Origin of the sequence: Streptomyces sp. NBC_01260, from assembly GCF_036226405.1 — a bacterium.
In the GTDB taxonomy this organism is placed as follows: domain Bacteria; phylum Actinomycetota; class Actinomycetes; order Streptomycetales; family Streptomycetaceae; genus Streptomyces; species Streptomyces laculatispora.
Genome location: NZ_CP108464.1, coordinates 5,724,022 through 5,739,172, shown reverse-complemented (window position 1 = coordinate 5,739,172; position 15,151 = coordinate 5,724,022). Strand labels below are relative to the sequence as shown.

13 protein-coding genes are annotated in these 15,151 nt (G+C 70.2%); 3 read left to right on the top strand and 10 right to left on the bottom strand.

Going from position 1 to position 15,151, the window contains the following annotated elements:
* The first annotated feature begins 207 nt into the window (after positions 1 to 207).
* A complete protein-coding gene (gene rfbC, locus OG322_RS25445) occupies positions 208 to 861 on the top strand; it encodes a dTDP-4-dehydrorhamnose 3,5-epimerase (protein WP_329306972.1) in 654 nt (217 codons plus the stop codon).
* Here the strand turns inward: rfbC and rfbD are convergent, their stop codons facing one another.
* From rfbD to OG322_RS25430, 3 genes are read right to left on the bottom strand one after another with little or no spacing between them, the layout of a single operon-like run.
* A complete protein-coding gene (gene rfbD / locus OG322_RS25440) occupies positions 862 to 1,746 on the bottom strand; it encodes a dTDP-4-dehydrorhamnose reductase (protein WP_124283987.1) in 885 nt (294 codons plus the stop codon). It abuts the gene before it with no gap.
* On the bottom strand, positions 1,743 to 2,729 hold the full coding sequence (gene rfbB, locus OG322_RS25435; protein ID WP_329306971.1) for a dTDP-glucose 4,6-dehydratase: 987 nt from the start codon (positions 2,727 to 2,729) through the stop codon (positions 1,743 to 1,745). The genes rfbD and rfbB overlap by 4 nt, the downstream gene beginning before the upstream one ends.
* Positions 2,726 to 3,796, bottom strand: coding sequence for a glucose-1-phosphate thymidylyltransferase (locus OG322_RS25430; RefSeq protein WP_123470968.1), 1,071 nt, complete (start codon positions 3,794 to 3,796; stop codon positions 2,726 to 2,728). The genes rfbB and OG322_RS25430 overlap by 4 nt, the downstream gene beginning before the upstream one ends.
* A 524-nt stretch (positions 3,797 to 4,320) precedes the next feature.
* Here OG322_RS25430 and OG322_RS25425 point away from each other — a divergent pair.
* Positions 4,321 to 6,390, top strand: coding sequence for a hypothetical protein (locus tag OG322_RS25425; protein ID WP_329306970.1), 2,070 nt, complete (start codon positions 4,321 to 4,323; stop codon positions 6,388 to 6,390).
* Between the two features lie 92 nt (positions 6,391 to 6,482).
* Here OG322_RS25425 and galE read toward each other — a convergent pair whose 3' ends face one another.
* Positions 6,483 to 7,454, bottom strand: coding sequence for a UDP-glucose 4-epimerase GalE (galE, locus tag OG322_RS25420; protein ID WP_329306969.1), 972 nt, complete (start codon positions 7,452 to 7,454; stop codon positions 6,483 to 6,485).
* A 206-nt stretch (positions 7,455 to 7,660) separates the two neighbouring features.
* On the opposite strand from galE, the gene OG322_RS25415 reads away from it, so the two are divergent.
* Complete coding sequence (locus OG322_RS25415) at positions 7,661 to 9,892, top strand: bifunctional glycosyltransferase/CDP-glycerol:glycerophosphate glycerophosphotransferase (protein ID WP_123470976.1); 2,232 nt, start codon at positions 7,661 to 7,663, stop codon at positions 9,890 to 9,892.
* Between the two features lie 75 nt (positions 9,893 to 9,967).
* Here the strand turns inward: OG322_RS25415 and obgE are convergent, their stop codons facing one another.
* The 6 genes from obgE to galU form a co-directional block, all read right to left on the bottom strand.
* Positions 9,968 to 11,407, bottom strand: a complete 1,440-nt coding sequence (obgE, locus tag OG322_RS25410; RefSeq protein ID WP_123470978.1) for a GTPase ObgE — start codon at positions 11,405 to 11,407, stop codon at positions 9,968 to 9,970.
* 139 nt (positions 11,408 to 11,546) lie between these two features.
* Positions 11,547 to 11,804, bottom strand: a complete 258-nt coding sequence (gene rpmA, locus OG322_RS25405; protein WP_018103204.1) for a 50S ribosomal protein L27 — start codon at positions 11,802 to 11,804, stop codon at positions 11,547 to 11,549.
* Between the two features lie 14 nt (positions 11,805 to 11,818).
* Positions 11,819 to 12,139, bottom strand: coding sequence for a 50S ribosomal protein L21 (gene rplU, locus OG322_RS25400; protein WP_024494442.1), 321 nt, complete (start codon positions 12,137 to 12,139; stop codon positions 11,819 to 11,821).
* Positions 12,140 to 12,335: 196 nt separating this feature from the next.
* Positions 12,336 to 13,397: an iron-containing alcohol dehydrogenase family protein gene (locus tag OG322_RS25395; RefSeq protein ID WP_123470980.1), complete on the bottom strand. Its 1,062-nt coding sequence runs from the start codon at positions 13,395 to 13,397 to the stop codon at positions 12,336 to 12,338.
* On the bottom strand, positions 13,385 to 14,137 hold the full coding sequence (locus OG322_RS25390; RefSeq protein ID WP_123470982.1) for a phosphocholine cytidylyltransferase family protein: 753 nt from the start codon (positions 14,135 to 14,137) through the stop codon (positions 13,385 to 13,387). Before OG322_RS25390 ends, OG322_RS25395 begins: the two co-directional genes overlap by 13 nt.
* Before the next feature lie 67 nt (positions 14,138 to 14,204).
* A complete protein-coding gene (gene galU, locus OG322_RS25385) occupies positions 14,205 to 15,095 on the bottom strand; it encodes a UTP--glucose-1-phosphate uridylyltransferase GalU (RefSeq protein WP_123470984.1) in 891 nt (296 codons plus the stop codon).
* Positions 15,096 to 15,151: the final 56 nt, after the last annotated feature.

Genomic DNA, 15,151 nt, shown 5'->3' with positions numbered 1-15,151 from the left:
CACGCGTATCCCCCGTGGTTCGGCCTCGATCGGAATCCGCAATCTACGCGAGCGCCGGAATCGGTGCATGGGCGTTCCGCCCCGTGGACCCCGGTTCATCCGGATCCGTGCCGGTCCGTATCCGGAGTGCACCGCTCCTCGTTGCAGCGGTTATCGGCGTCACTGCCGACGGACTCCCGGAATCTCCAGGAACAAGGACGTGATCGCATGCGCCAGCTCTCCATTCCAGGGGCCTGGGTGCACGAGCCCGAGGTCATCAAGGACGGCCGCGGCAGCTTCCACGAGTGGTTCAGGGCCTCGGACCTGGATGCGGCGCAGGGGCACTCGCTGGCGCTGGCGCAGGCCAACTTCTCCAGTTCCGCCCGGGGCACGCTGCGCGGGATCCACTTCGCGGATGTGCCGCCGGGCCAGGCGAAGTACGTGAAGTGTGTGCGCGGCGCGGTGCTCGACGTGATCGTGGACATCCGGGCCGGCTCGCCCACGTACAAGCGGTGGGAGGGGGTGCGTCTCGACGACAGCGGTCACCGGGCGGTCTATCTCGCCGAGGGCCTCGGCCATGCCTTCATGGCGCTGACGGACGACGCGTGCGTCCTGTATCTCTGCTCGGAGGGTTACGCGCCCTCCCGTGAGCACGGCATCGACCCGCTCGACGCGGAGCTGGGCATCGACTGGCCGCGGGACATCGCCCCGCTGCTGTCCGCGAAGGACGCGACGGCCCCCTCGCTGGCCGAGGCCGAGCAGCAGGGGCTGCTTCCCTCGTACGCGGAGTGCGAGGCGTACTACGCGCGGCTGCGGACGGCCGGTCCGCCGCCCGCCGCGATGCGGGCGGGCGAACCGGTGCTGATCAGGGGCGGGCGCTGATCAGGGGCGTTCCGCGGCGAGCAGCGCCGGGAACGCCTCGCCCAGGGCCGTGCGCCAGTCCCGGATGGGTTCGATCCCGGCCGCCGCGAAGCGCCTCTGCGCGAGCACGCTGAACGCCGGGCGGGGGGCGGGCCGCACGAAGGCCGCGCTGGTGGTCGGGCGGACCCGCTCCGGGTCGGCGCCGAGCAGCCGGAAGATCTCCCGGGTGAAGCCGAACCAGGTCGTCTCGCCGCCGCTGGTGCCGTGATAGACGCCCGCCGGGGCGGTGCCGTCGAGCGCGGCCCGGCCGAGCCGGACCAGCCGGCCGGCCAGGTCGACGGTCCAGGTGGGCTGACCGCGCTGGTCGTCCACCACGTCGAGGGTGTCCTTGCGGCCCTCCAGCCTGATCATCGTCCGGACGAAGTTGCCGCCGCCCGCCCCGTACAGCCAGGCGGTGCGCACCACGTAGCCGGTGTCGGGGAGGGTCTCCAGGACGGCGCGTTCGCCCGCCAGTTTGGTGCGTCCGTAGGCGCTGCGCGGACCGGTGGGGGCGTCCTCGCCGTACGGCCGGCCGGCGTCCCCGGCGAACACGTAGTCGGTGGAGACGTGCAGCAGAACGGTGCCGTGCTCGCGGCAGGCCGCGGCGAGGACCGCGGGCCCGGTGCCGTTGACCCGCAGCGCGGCGCCCTCCTGGGTCTCCGCGTCGTCGACGGCGGACCAGGCGGCGCAGTTCACCACGACCGCGGGGCGGTGGGCGGCGAACGCCTCGCGGACGCGGGCCGGGTCGGCGATGTCCAGGGCCGTGCGGTCCGCCGCGACGGCGGTGACATCCTCGTGGGCAAGGGCCGCCAGCACGTCCTGTGCCAGTATCCCGGCCGCCCCGGTGACCAGCCAGACCGGGCTCACAGCGCGGCCCTCGCCTTGAGCGGCTCCCACCAGGCGCTGTTCTCGCGGTACCACCGCACGGTCTCGGCGAGGCCTCCGCGGAAGTCCTTGCGCGGTTCGTAGCCGAGCTCCTCGCGGATCTTGGTGCAGTCCACCGAGTAGCGCCGGTCGTGGCCCTTGCGGTCCTCGACGTAGGTGACGTCGGCGTCCCAGTCGGCGCCGCAGGCCTCCAGCAGCAGCCCGGTGAGCTCCTTGTTGGAGAGTTCGGTGCCGCCGCCGATGTTGTAGACCTCGCCCGCCCGTCCCCGGGTGCGGACGAGCTCGATGCCCTGGACGTGGTCGTCGATGTGCAGCCAGTCGCGGACGTGGGCGCCGTCGCCGTACAGCGGGACCGGGCGGCCCTGGAGCAGGTGGGTGACGAACAGCGGGATGACCTTCTCGGGGAAGTGGTGGTGCCCGTAGTTGTTGGAGCAGCGGGTCACCCGCACGTCGAGTCCGTGGGTGCGGTGGTACGAGAGCGCGATCAGGTCGCTCGACGCCTTGGAGGCGGAGTACGGGGAGTTGGGTGCGAGGGGTTCGCTCTCGGTCCAGGAGCCCTCGTCGATCGATCCGTAGACCTCGTCGGTGGAGATGTGCACGAAGGTCCGGACGCCCGCCAGGTGCGCGGCGTGGACGAGGGTGTGGGTTCCGACCACGTTGGTGCGGACGAAGGCGGCGCCGCCGTCGATGGAGCGGTCCACATGCGATTCGGCGGCGAAGTGCACCACCTGGTCGTGGCCCGCCATCAGGCCGCCGACCAGCTCCGCGTCACAGATGTCGCCACGCACGAACGAGAAGCCGGGGTGGTCGCGGACCGCGTCGAGGTTGGCCGGGTTGCCCGCGTAGGTGAGCTTGTCGAGCACCGTGACGGCCACGTCACCGGGTCCGTCCGGGCCCAGCAGCGTACGGACGTAGTGCGAGCCGATGAAACCGGCACCGCCGGTCACCAGGATGTGCGTGGTCATGAGGAGATCTGCACCTTGCTGTGGTCGCCGAGGACGAGACGGTGGGCGGAGGGGCTCCTGGGCGCGGGGGTCACCTCGACCTCGTGGCCGATGAGGGAGGCCTCCACGCGGCGGACGCCGTCGATCGAGGCGCCCCGCAGGACGATGGAGTACTCGATCTCGCTGTCCTCGATCCGGCACTCCTGGGCGACCGAGGTGAACGGCCCGACGTAGGCGTCGCTGATCACCGAGCGGGCGCCGATGATGGCGGGGCCGACGATCCGGCTGCGGGTGACCCGGGCGCCCTGATCGATCCGTACCCGGCCGATGATCTCGCTCTCGTCATCGACGTGAGCGCCCTCGGTGGACGGTTCGATGCTCTCCAGGACGGTCCGGTTGACCTCCAGCATGTCGGTGACGTTGCCGGTGTCCTTCCAGTACCCGCGGATCATGGTGGAGCGGACGTCGCGCTCCTGGTCGATCAGCCACTGGATGGCGTGGGTGATCTCCAGCTCGCCGCGCCAGGACGGGCGGATGGAGCGGACCGCCTCGTGGATGGCCCGGGTGAAGAGGTAGACACCGACGAGTGCCAGATCGCTCTTGGGCTCCCTGGGCTTCTCCTCCAGGGCCACCACCCTGCCCTCCCCGTCGAGCTCCGCGACGCCGAACGAGGTCGGGTCGGGCACCTGGGTCAGCAGGATCTGGGCGTCGGGCCGGTCCGCCCGGAATCCCTCGACCAGACCGGTGATTCCGCCGATGATGAAGTTGTCCCCGAGATACATGACGAAGTCCTCGTCGCCCAGGAAGCGCTGGGCGATCAGGACCGCGTGCGCGAGACCGAGCGGCTCGGACTGCGGGATGTAGGTGACGTCGATGCCGAACCGGGAGCCGTCCCCGACCGCCGCGCGGATCTCCTCCTCGGTGTCGCCCACGATGATGCCGACCTCGGTGATGCCCGCTTCCGCGATGGCCTCCAGCCCGTAGAACAGCACCGGTTTGTTCGCCACCGGGACCAGCTGTTTGGCCGAGGTGTGGGTGATGGGACGGAGCCGGGTGCCTGCCCCACCGGAAAGTACGAGAGCCTTCACTGTTTCTGCCCCCACGATGAGATGGCGGTCCTGTCGCAGCTGCGACCTGTCGGGTGACCTTACTGAGATTCGCTGTCCCATCTGTGGCGAAACAGCCTCGTGGCCCTTTACCGACACATCCGGACGAAAAGCGGCACAAGCCCGTAACCGCACATCACCTTTTCGCGCCCTTCGGGTTCCCGGACGCGGAAACACAGTTCCGTCGCATCGAACTGGATCACGGACACATCGGCTCCCGGAATCCGATGCGATCACCCGGCGGCCGGTGTGGCGCACTCCGTACTTTCGGGGACACATCCCGCGAACTCACGAACCCGGAACTCAATCGCGCCCCTACGTTAAATTCTCACCAACTCTTCACGTCCGACTCATGAACGGAACGAGCCGCCCTCCATAGGGTGGGGCCCCTGAACCCCCTGCCCACCGGGCGGCCGGTCCGGGACCGGGCCGCCCGGCCGGTCGTGCCGACACGTCGGCGCGGCCCCACCGCGCACGTGAGCGCTCGCGCTCTTTGGAGTCCCCCAGTGCAACCACCCCCGCTCCTGCGGTACGCCGCGAAGGTCCTCCCCGTTGCCGTACTGGCCGCGTCCTTCGCCGCCCAGGCCGCCGCGGCCGCTGTCCCGCATCTCGCACTGCTCATCACCGCGACGGCCACCAACCTCCTGGCCGAGGCCTCCCTGCACCGATGGCGGCCCGGCCAGGTCTCCTTGCTCGCCAGGATCCGGGCCGATGTCATGGTCCGTCGGCTGACCTGCGACTTCCTGCTGATCGTGGGACTGCTCCGGCTGGGCGGGAACCACCGGGAGACGGTCTACCTCCCGCTCGTCCTCGGTCTGCTCCTCTTCTACGCGCTCCACTTCGCCGGCCACGCGGCGGCGATACGGGTGCGGGGGACGCGGACCCTGCCGCTGCTCACCCGCAATATCGACGCCTCCGCCCTCGGCATCACCCCGGCGCCCCCGGCCCTGCTGATGCGCCGGCACGGGCCGCGCCTGCTGCTGTTCGGTCTGCCCGCGACCGCGGGCCTGCTGGTGACGGCGGCGAGCGACGAGCCGGAGTTCGCCGCGGCGGGCATCGCGGTGTCGGCCGTCCTCGCCGCTGTCTCACTGGGCGAGCTGGTGCGGTGTCTGGTGCGCCGGCGCCCCGCGTCGCCCGAGGAGGTACTGGACTGGTTCGACGGCTGGCTCGCCGACTACCGGCCGACCGTCGGCATGTACTTCTCCGGCGGCGCCTCGTCCGCGTACCAGGCCAACATGTGGCTCGACGCGCTGGCCGGGCTCGACGGCCGCCCGGTGATCGTGCTGCGCGAGCGCTTCATGATGCAGCGGATCGGCGCCACGGACATCCCCATCGTGTGCATCCCGAAGGTCGCCCAGCTGCTCCGCCTGGAGCAGTCGGCCCTGAAGCTGCTGATCCACCCGGCGAACTCCGGCAAGACCTCGCAGATCCTGCGGATACCGTCGATCAAGCACGCCTTCGTCAATCACGGCGAGAGCGACAAGCTCTCCAGCTGCAACCCGTACGCGAAGGCGTACGACGAGGTGTGGGTCGCCGGACCGGCGGCGCGCGAACGCTACGCGCTGGCCGACGTCGGCATCGAGGACCGCGACGTGGTGGAGATCGGCCGCCCCCAGCTCGCCCCGATCACCCCGTACGCGGGCCCGCCCACCGGCGCGTACACGACCGTGCTCTACGCCCCCACGTGGGAGGGCTGGGACGGCAATCCGGGGAACACCTCGGTCGTCCTGGCCGGCGAGAACATCGTCCGGGCGCTGCTCGCCGACCCGGGCGTCCGGCTGCTCTACAAGCCGCACCCGATGACGGGCTCGGTCGATCCCCGGGCCGGCGCCGCCAACGACCGCATCCAGGCCCTGATCCACGAGGCCAACCAGACCCTCACCGGCCCGCGCCCCGGTCCGCAGGCCGCTGCCGAGCTGGCCCGCCGGACCGCGGAGCTGAACGCGCTGACCGCCTCCTCCTTCCGGGACGACGCGGACGACGCGGAACGCATGCTGGTTCAGGGCACCCCGGAGCCCGGCCGGGCCGACGCGGTCGCCGCGGCGACCGCGGCCTGGGAAGCGGCCCACTGGGCCTCGCTCCCCGCGGCGGAGCACCAGGTCATCACGGCCCCGCAGCCCGCGCTCTACTCCTGCTTCAACAAGGCGGACCTGCTGATCAGCGATGTGTCGAGCGTGGTCACTGACTATCTGGCGGGCGAGAAGCCGTACGCCGTCGCGAACACCAGCGACCTGCCCGAGGAACTGTTCCGCGACGCGTTCCCGACGGTGCGCGCGGCGACGATCCTGACGCCGGACGCGGCCGGTGTCGCCGCCCTCCTCGACTCGGTGCGCCACCCCGCGAACGACGGGCTGGCCGCGGCCCGCGCCGGTCTGAAGCTCCATCTCCTCGGCCCCTCGGACCCGCCGTCCCACGCACGCTTCGGCGAGGCGGCGCTCGGGCTGTGCGAGGTCGCGGACGGGCACCGGGTACGGATGTCGAGCCGGCTGCTCCCGGCGATCCCGGCACAGCGGGGAGCGCTGGAGGAGGCCGAGGCGGCGGGCGAGGAACAGCTGGAGCCCGCACCCGAGGGATAGCCCGGGGCCCGCCCCGCCGACGCACGGCAGAGGCCCGGCACCACCCCTGAAGAGGGTGGCGCCGGGCCTCTGCCGTGAGTGTTCCGCGCGCCCTACGGGTGGCGGTGGCGCCAGCCCTGCCAGGCGGAGTCGATCATCTCGTCCACGCCGTACCGGGCCGACCAGCCCAGCTCCGCGCGGATCCGGTCGGCGCCCGCGACCACGCGCGCCGGGTCACCGGCGCGGCGGGCGGTCACCTCGGGGACGATGTCCCCGTTGTCCGTCACCTTGAGGATCCGGTCGACCATCTCCCGTACGGAACTGCCCTCACCGCGTCCGATGTTGAGCGTGAGATCCGTGCCGCGCTCCGCGTCGTCGAGCCGGTGCGCGGCCGCGAGGTGGGCGGAGGCGATGTCCTCGACGTGGATGTAGTCGCGGATGCAGGTGCCGTCCGGCGTCGCGTAGTCGTCGCCGAAGATCCGCGGGCCCTGACCGGCCTCCAGGCGCTCGAAGACCATCGGGATGAGGTTGAACACCCCGGCGTCGGCCAGCTCCGGCGACGCCGCACCGGCGACGTTGAAGTAGCGGAGCGAGGCACAGCGCAGTCCGTGGGCGCGGGCGGCGGCGTGGATCAGCCACTCGCCGACGAGCTTGGTCTCGCCGTACGGGCTCATCGGCGCGCAGGGGGTGTCCTCGGTGACGAGGGCCACATCGGGCATTCCGTAGACGGCGGCGGAGGAGGAGAACACCAGCCGGTCGACACCCGCGTCGACCATGCTCTCCAGCAGCACCTCCAGACCCGTCACGTTCTCCCGGTAGTAGTGGAGGGGGCGCTCGACGGACTCGCCCACCTGCTTCTTGCCCGCGATGTGCACCACGCCGGTCACACCGTGCTCGCGGATCGCCGCGTCCAGTGCCTGACGGTCGAGAACACTGCCGGTCACCAGGGGCACCCCGTCGGGCACCTTCTCGGCGTTCCCCGTCGACAGGTCGTCGTACACGACGACCTGCTGACCGCCCGCGAGCATCGCGCGCACGACGTGCGCACCGATGTATCCCGCCCCGCCCGTAACCATCCAGGTCATGTCGTGCGTCTCCCTGTCCGAGGTCTCACCCGTCCGCTTCACTCTACGTGCACACAAAGTCGGATCGACGGACCGGGCCTTGCCACTCAAAGCGGGCTGACAGCAATCAATTACGCTGTCCGGGTGCTGGACGCCGCCTCACTGTTCAACGGTGCGCACCACGCCCCTCGCACAGACCCTCGGACAGCTCTCTGGACTGGTGGACGATGCCTCGACTGACACTCATCGTGCCTGCGTACAACGTGCAGGGGTACATCGGGGAGTGTCTCGACTCCGTGCTCCAGCAGGACTTCACGGACTTCGAGATCATCGGCGTCGACGACTGCTCGCCGGACGGCTCGGGCGCGATCCTCGACACATACGCGGAACGCGACGCCCGTATCCGTGTGCTCCACCTCACCGAGAACGTGGGTCTGGGACGCGCGCGCAACGCGGGTATCGACGAGTCGACCGGCGACTACCTGCTCTTCCTCGACAGCGACGACACCCTGGCCCCGGGATCGCTGGCGGCCATCGCGGCGCGCCTGGACGCGACGGACGACCCCGACGTCCTGATCTACGACTACACCCGCACCTACTGGGACGGGCGGCTGCTGCGCAACAAGCGCGCGGAGCTGCTGGACGAGAGCGGCCCCGACGTCTTCGCGCTGGCGGACCGGCCGCAGTTGCTGGACCTGCTGCAGATCGTGTGGAACAAGGCCTACCGCCGCGATTTCGTCACCCGGCACGGCTTCCGGTTCCCGCCCGGCTATTACGAGGACGCCCCCTGGACGTACTCCTCGCTGATCTCGGCGGAGCGCATCGCCGTCCTCGACCGCTCCTGTGTGCTGTACCGGCAGCGGCGTGAGGGCGGGAACATCCTCCGCACGGTCAGCCGCAAGCATTTCGATGTCTTCGATCAGTACGACCGTGTTTTCGCCTATCTGGACTCGCGGCCGGATCTCGATTCCTGGCGTCCGGCGCTCTTCAGGAAAATGGTCGACCACTTTCTGACCGTCCTGGAAAAGCCCGGCCGGCTTCCGCAGAACACCCGCGCCGAGTTCTTCCACCGCGCGGCCAAGGACTACCGGAGCCGCATTCCGGAGGACTTCCAGCGGCCACTGGGCGGCCGGGGCTACAAATACGCGCTGCTGGGCCTCGATTCGTACTCGGCACTGGTCGGCGTCACCCGGGTCAACAACATGCGCAACCGGGCCCGGCTGGGCGGCCGGGCCCGTGTCGGCCGGGCCAAGCACGCCGCCCTGGGAATGTTCTACAAGTCCCAGCTGCGCATGCCGCTGGACGACAACCTCGCGGTGTTCTCCGCTTACTGGGGCCGCGGCTACTCCTGCAGCCCCGCGGCCATCGAGGCGGAACTGGGCCGGCTGGCCCCGGACATGCGCCGGGTCTGGGCGGTCAGGTCCGAGCACCGCGACCGGGTGCCCAAGGGCGTCGAGGCCGTGGTGGTCGGGTCCCGCGAGTACTGGTCGGTGATGGCCCGCGCGAAGTACCTGACGAACAACGTGAACTTCGGCGACACCGTGATCAAGCGCGAGGGCCAGATCCATCTGCAGACCCATCACGGCACCCCGCTGAAGACGATGGGGCTGGACCAGGCGCAGTACCCCGCGTCCACCAGCATGGACATGGACAAGCTGCTCAGACGGTGCGACCGCTGGGACTACAGCCTGTCCGCCAACCGGTTCTCCACCACCGTCTGGGAGCGGGTGTACCCCTGCCGGTACACCTCGCTGGAGACCGGCTACCCGCGCAACGACGTACTGCTCAACGCCACCGCGGCCGACGTCTCACGGGCCCGGCACGAACTCGGTCTGGCGGACGGCTCGACGGCCTTCCTCTACGCGCCGACCCACCGCGAGTACCAGAAGTCCTTCACCCCGCGGCTCGACCTGCCGAGGCTGGCCGAGGAACTGGGTCCCGACGTCACCCTGCTGGTGCGCGGCCACTACTTCTACAAGCCGACCGGCCGGCTCGCCGATCTCCAGGCCAGCGGCCGGATCATCGACGTCTCCGCGCACGGAAACGTCGAGGAGCTCTACCTCGCGGCGGACGCCCTCGTCACGGACTACTCATCGGCGATGTTCGACTACGCCAACCTGGACCGGCCGATCGTGATCTACGCCGACGACTGGAACACCTACCGGGTCGTGCGCGGGACCTACTTCGACCTGATGGCCGAGCCCCCCGGCGCCGTGGCGACCAGCCAGGATCAGCTCACCTCGGTCCTGGGCTCCCAGGAGTGGCGGAGCGAGAAGTCGGCCGGGCTGCGCAAGGCGTTCCGGGAGCGCTTCTGCGACTTCGACGACGGCCGCGCCGCGGAACGCGTCGTGCGCCGGGTGTTCCTGGGCGAGGAGACGCTGCTCCCGGTCGTCCCGCTCGCCGAGCGCACCCCGGCGCCCTCCCCCGCCGAGGCGCTGGAGCAGGCCGGCCGCTCCTGACGGACCGGGGCGCCCGGAAAACACGCGGTCCCGGCTCCCCCGAAGGGAACCGGGACCGGCGGCAGTCTCCCGTGGCTACGCGAACGGGTCGAACTCCTGGTACTCCTTGCTGACGTCGTCGCGCTCGTCCTCGCGGTCGCGACGGCGCTGCGCGGCCGGGCGCGGCTCCTCCAGCCGGTGGTCCTCGCCACGGCGGCCGAGCATCTCCGCGCCGGCGGTCACCGTCGGCTCCCAGTCGAAGACGACGGCGTTGTCCTCGGCCCCGATGGCCACCCCGTCGCCCGCGCGGGCGCCCGCCTTGCGCAGCGCGTCCTCGACACCGAGCCGGTTCAGCCGGTCCGCGAGGTAGCCGACGGCCTCGTCGTTGTTGAAGTCGGTCTGGCGCACCCAGCGCTCCGGCTTCTCGCCGCGCACCCGGTAGATGCCGTCGTCCTCCAGCTTCACGGTGAAACCGGCGTCGTCCACGGCCTTGGGCCGGATGACGACACGGGTCGCCTCCTCCACCGGCTTGGCGGCACGGGCCTCGGCGATGACGCCCGCCAGCGCGAAGGAGAGCTCCTTGAGCCCGGTACGGGCCACGGCGGAGACCTCGAAGACGCGGTAGCCGCGGGCCTCCAGGTCGGGACGGATCATCTCCGCGAGGTCCAGCCCGTCCGGGATGTCGATCTTGTTGAGGACGACGATGCGGGGCCGGTCGTCCAGGCCGCCGTACAGCTTCAGCTCCTCCTCGATCGTGTCGAGGTCGGAGAGCGGGTCGCGGTCGGACTCCAGCGTCGCCGTGTCCAGTACGTGCACGAGCACCGAGCAGCGCTCGACGTGCCGCAGGAACTCCAGGCCGAGGCCCTTGCCCTGGCTGGCGCCCGGGATCAGGCCCGGGACGTCGGCGATGGTGTAGACGGTGCTGCCCGCGGTGACGACACCCAGGTTCGGGACCAGGGTCGTGAACGGGTAGTCGGCGATCTTCGGCTTGGCAGCCGACAGGACCGAGATCAGCGAGGACTTGCCGGCGCTCGGGTAGCCCACCAGGGCGACGTCGGCGACGGTCTTCAGCTCCAGGACGATGTCCCGGCTCTCACCGGGCTCGCCGAGCAGCGCGAAGCCGGGGGCCTTGCGCCGGGCGGAGGCCAGCGCCCCGTTGCCGAGGCCGCCGCGGCCGCCCTGGCCGGCGACGAACATGGTGCCCTGGCCGACCAGGTCGGCGAGCACGTTGCCGTCCGTGTCGAGCACGACGGTGCCGTCCGGCACGGGCAGGATCAGGTCCTGGCCCTCCTTGCCGGTGCGGTTGTCGCCCGCGCCGGGCTGGCCGTTGGTGGCCTTGCGGTGGGGGTGGTGGTGATAGTCGAGGAGCGTGGTGACGGCCTGGTCGACAATCAGGGTCACATCGCCGCCACGGCCGCCGTTGCCGCCGTCCGGGCCGCCGAGCGGCTTGAACTTCTCACGGTGAACGGAGGCGCAGCCGTGGCCCCCGTTACCCGCGGCGGCATGCAGCTCGACGCGGTCCACGAAGGTGGTCATGGTTGGAACCTCCAGTTACATACGTGCAGAAAAGTCTCGCTCGTGCCCCCGTAGGAGCAACACGCGAAAGGCGGACCCACTTCCCGTAACAGGAAGTGAGGTCCGCCTCCACGTCAAACCGCTCGACGAGCGCCGAAAATCAGCCGGCGATCGGAACGATGTTCACGACCTTGCGGCCACGGTGCGTGCCGAACTCGACCGCACCGGCGGCGAGGGCGAACAGCGTGTCGTCGCCGCCACGGCCGACGCCCGTGCCCGGGTGGAAGTGGGTGCCGCGCTGGCGGACCAGGATCTCACCGGCGTTGACGGCCTGACCGCCGAAGCGCTTCACGCCGAGCCGCTGAGCATTGGAATCGCGCCCGTTCCGAGTGGACGATGCGCCCTTCTTATGTGCCATGTCTCCTCAGTCCCTTACTTCGCAGCCGCGGGAATACCGGTGACCTTGATCGCCGTGTACTGCTGGCGGTGACCCTGGCGACGGCGGTAGCCGGTCTTGTTCTTGTAGCGAAGGATGTCGATCTTCGCGCCCTTGTGGTGGTCCACGATCTCGGCCTGGACCTTGATGCCGTCAAGCACCCACGGGTCGCTGGTCACGGCGTCGCCGTCGACAACGAGCAGGGTAGAGAGCTCTACCGTGTCGCCAACACTGGCGGTGGGAATCTTGTCAACCTCAACGATGTCGCCGACAGCAACCTTGTGCTGGCGACCACCGCTGCGCACGATGGCGTACACGCGGATCTCACTCTCACTCGAAGCGGAAACCTCTGAAGCCAGCCGCTCACACGGGTCCGGGGACCCGTGATGATCCGGATTGGACGAGCGGCCTCTCCCGTACGAGCGGGAGGTCATTGCTCAGAGGTGTGGCGAAACAAACGCCGACGGTCAAGATTACGGGGCCTCGGACACCCGGTCAAACCGGGCCCCGGTTTCAGGCCCCGGCCGCCCTGACGTAGTCGGCGTAGGCGTCCCTGATCCCGTCCGGGGACAGGTTCAGATGTTCCAGGATCGTGTACCGGCCCGGCCTGGTCCGGGGTGCGAACTCGACCACCGAGACGAATTCGTCCACGCTGAATCCGATCTCCTGCGCGGTGACCGGCAGACCGTGGCGCCGCAGCGTCTCGGTCATCCGTACGGACTCCTGGTGGGCGCCGCGCAGATGCATCGCGAACGCCGCACCCAGACCGCACTGCTCACCGTGGCTGGCCGCCCGCTGGGGGAAGAGCAGGTCGAAGGCGTGGTTGATCTCGTGGCAGGCGCCGGAGGCGGGCCGGCTGTCACCCGCGACCGACATCGAGATACCGGTGAGCACCAGCCCCTCCGCCAGCACCTGGAGGAAACGGTCCTCGTCCAGGGAACCGGGGTGGCGCAGCACGGCCTCGCCGGCCTGCCGGGCCATCGCCGCGGCCAGTCCGTCGATGTCCTCGCCGTTGACCCGGTGGGCGAGCTCCCAGTCCGCCACCGCGGAGATGTTGGAGAGCGCGTCCCCGATCCCGGACCGCACGAAGCGGACCGGGGCCTCACGGATGATGTCGAGGTCGATGACGACGGCGATCGGGTTCGGGACACCGTACGAGCCGCGGCCCGAGTCGTTGTCCAGAGTGGCCACCGGTGAGCACAGACCGTCGTGGGACAGGTTCGTCGCCACGGCGACCAGCGGCAGCCCGACGCGCGCCGCGGCGAACTTGGCACAGTCGATGATCTTGCCGCCGCCGAGGCCGACCACGGCGTCGTACCGCCCGGACTTCATGTCCTCGGCCAGCTTCACGGCGTCGTTCAGCGTGCCGCCGCCGACCTCGAACCAGGAGGCGCCGGGCAGGCTGTCCGACAGCCGCTCGCGCAGCGCCCGGCCGGAGCCCCCGCTGATCGCGACCGCCAGCTTCCCCGAACCGGAGATGCGCTGATCGGCGAGGACACCCGCCAGGTCGGCCAGAGCGCCGGCCCGGATGTCGACGACGACCGGCGCCGGTATCAGCCGGGTCAGTACTGGCACGCGATGGTCCTGCCCTTGGCCAGGTCCTCGTGGTTGTCGATCTCCACCCACTTGATGTCGCCGATCGGCTCCACGTCGACCTTGAAGCCGCGGTTGACGAGCTCCTGGTAGCCGTCCTCGTAGTACAGGTCGGGGTCACGCAGATACGTGGTCTTCAGCGCGTCGGCCAGCTCCTGGGCCGCGTCGCCCTCGATGAGGGTGACACCGATGTACTCGCCGGTGGCCTCGGCCGGGTCCATCAGCTTGGTGATGCGCTGAACGCCCTTCGACGGGTCGGCGACGACCTTCATCTCCTCGTCGGCGAGCTTCTTCACCGTGTCGAGGGCGAGGATGATCTTCTTGCCGTCGCCGCGGGCGGCCAGCAGCGTCTTCTCGACGGAGACGGGGTGCACGGTGTCGCCGTTGGCGAGGATCACGCCGTCCTTGAGGGCGTCACGGCCGCACCACAGGGAGTAGGCGTTGTTCCACTCCTCGGCCTTGTCGTTGTCGATCAGCGTGAGGGTGACGCCGTACTTCGCCTCAAGGGCCGCCTTGCGCTCGTACAGGGCCTCCTTGCGGTAGCCCACGATGATCGCGACCTCGGTCAGCCCGACCTCGGCGAAGTTGCCCAGCGTCAGGTCGACGACGGTCAGGCTCTCCTCGTTCCCCTCGGGGCCGACCGGCACCAGGGCCTTGGGAAGCGTGTCGGTGTAGGGGCGCAGACGGCGGCCGGCGCCGGCCGCCAGAATCATGCCGATCATGAGGGTTCTCCTTGGTCCTTGGTGCGGGTGTCTCGGGTGGGTCCGGGTGCGGTACGGGCGCGCCGGCTCAGAGCTCGGCCGCTACGTAACCGCGCAGCCAGGTACGGAAGTCGGGGCCCAGGTCCTCGCGCTCGCAGGCGAGTCTGACGATGGCCCGCAGGTAGTCGCCGCGGTCGCCGGTGTCGTAGCGGCGGCCGCGGAAGACGACACCGTGCACCGGGCCGCCGAGCTTCTCGTCGACGGCCAGCTGCTGAAGCGCGTCCGTCAGCTGGATCTCGCCGCCCCGGCCCGGCTCCGTCTCGCGCAGCACGCCGAAGACGGCGGGGTCCAGGACGTAGCGTCCGATGACGGCGAGATTGCTGGGTGCGTCGCCGGGCTCCGGCTTCTCCACCAGCCCGGTGACCCGGACGACGTCGCTCTCCGAGGTGGCTTCCACCGCGGCGCATCCGTACTGGTGGATCTGTTCGGGCGCGACCTCCATCAGTGCGACGACGCTGCCGCCCTCGCGCTCCTGGATCTCGGTCATACGAGCCAGCAGCGGGTCGCGCGGGTCGATCAGGTCGTCGCCCAGGAGCACCGCGAACGGCTCGTCGCCCACATGGGGCTCCGCGCACAGGACGGCGTGGCCCAGGCCGCGCGGGTCGCCCTGGCGGACGTAGTGCATGGTCGCCAGCTCGCTGGACTCCTGGACCCGGACCAGCCGTTCGTCGTCGCCCTTGCGGGTCAGCGCCGACTCCAGCTCGTAGTTCCGGTCGAAGTGGTCCTCCAGGGCGCGCTTGTTGCGCCCGGTGATCATCAGCACATCGCTCAGCCCCGCGGCGGCGGCCTCCTCCACGACGTACTGGATCGCGGGCTTGTCGACCACCGGCAGCATCTCCTTGGGAGTTGCCTTGGTCGCCGGCAGAAACCGGGTACCGAGCCCGGCGGCGGGTATGACGGCCTTCTGGATCTTGCGCATGTGCTCAGACTTCCGTGTCCACTGGGCAGGTTGCGGTCAACGGGGGCGGCAGTACG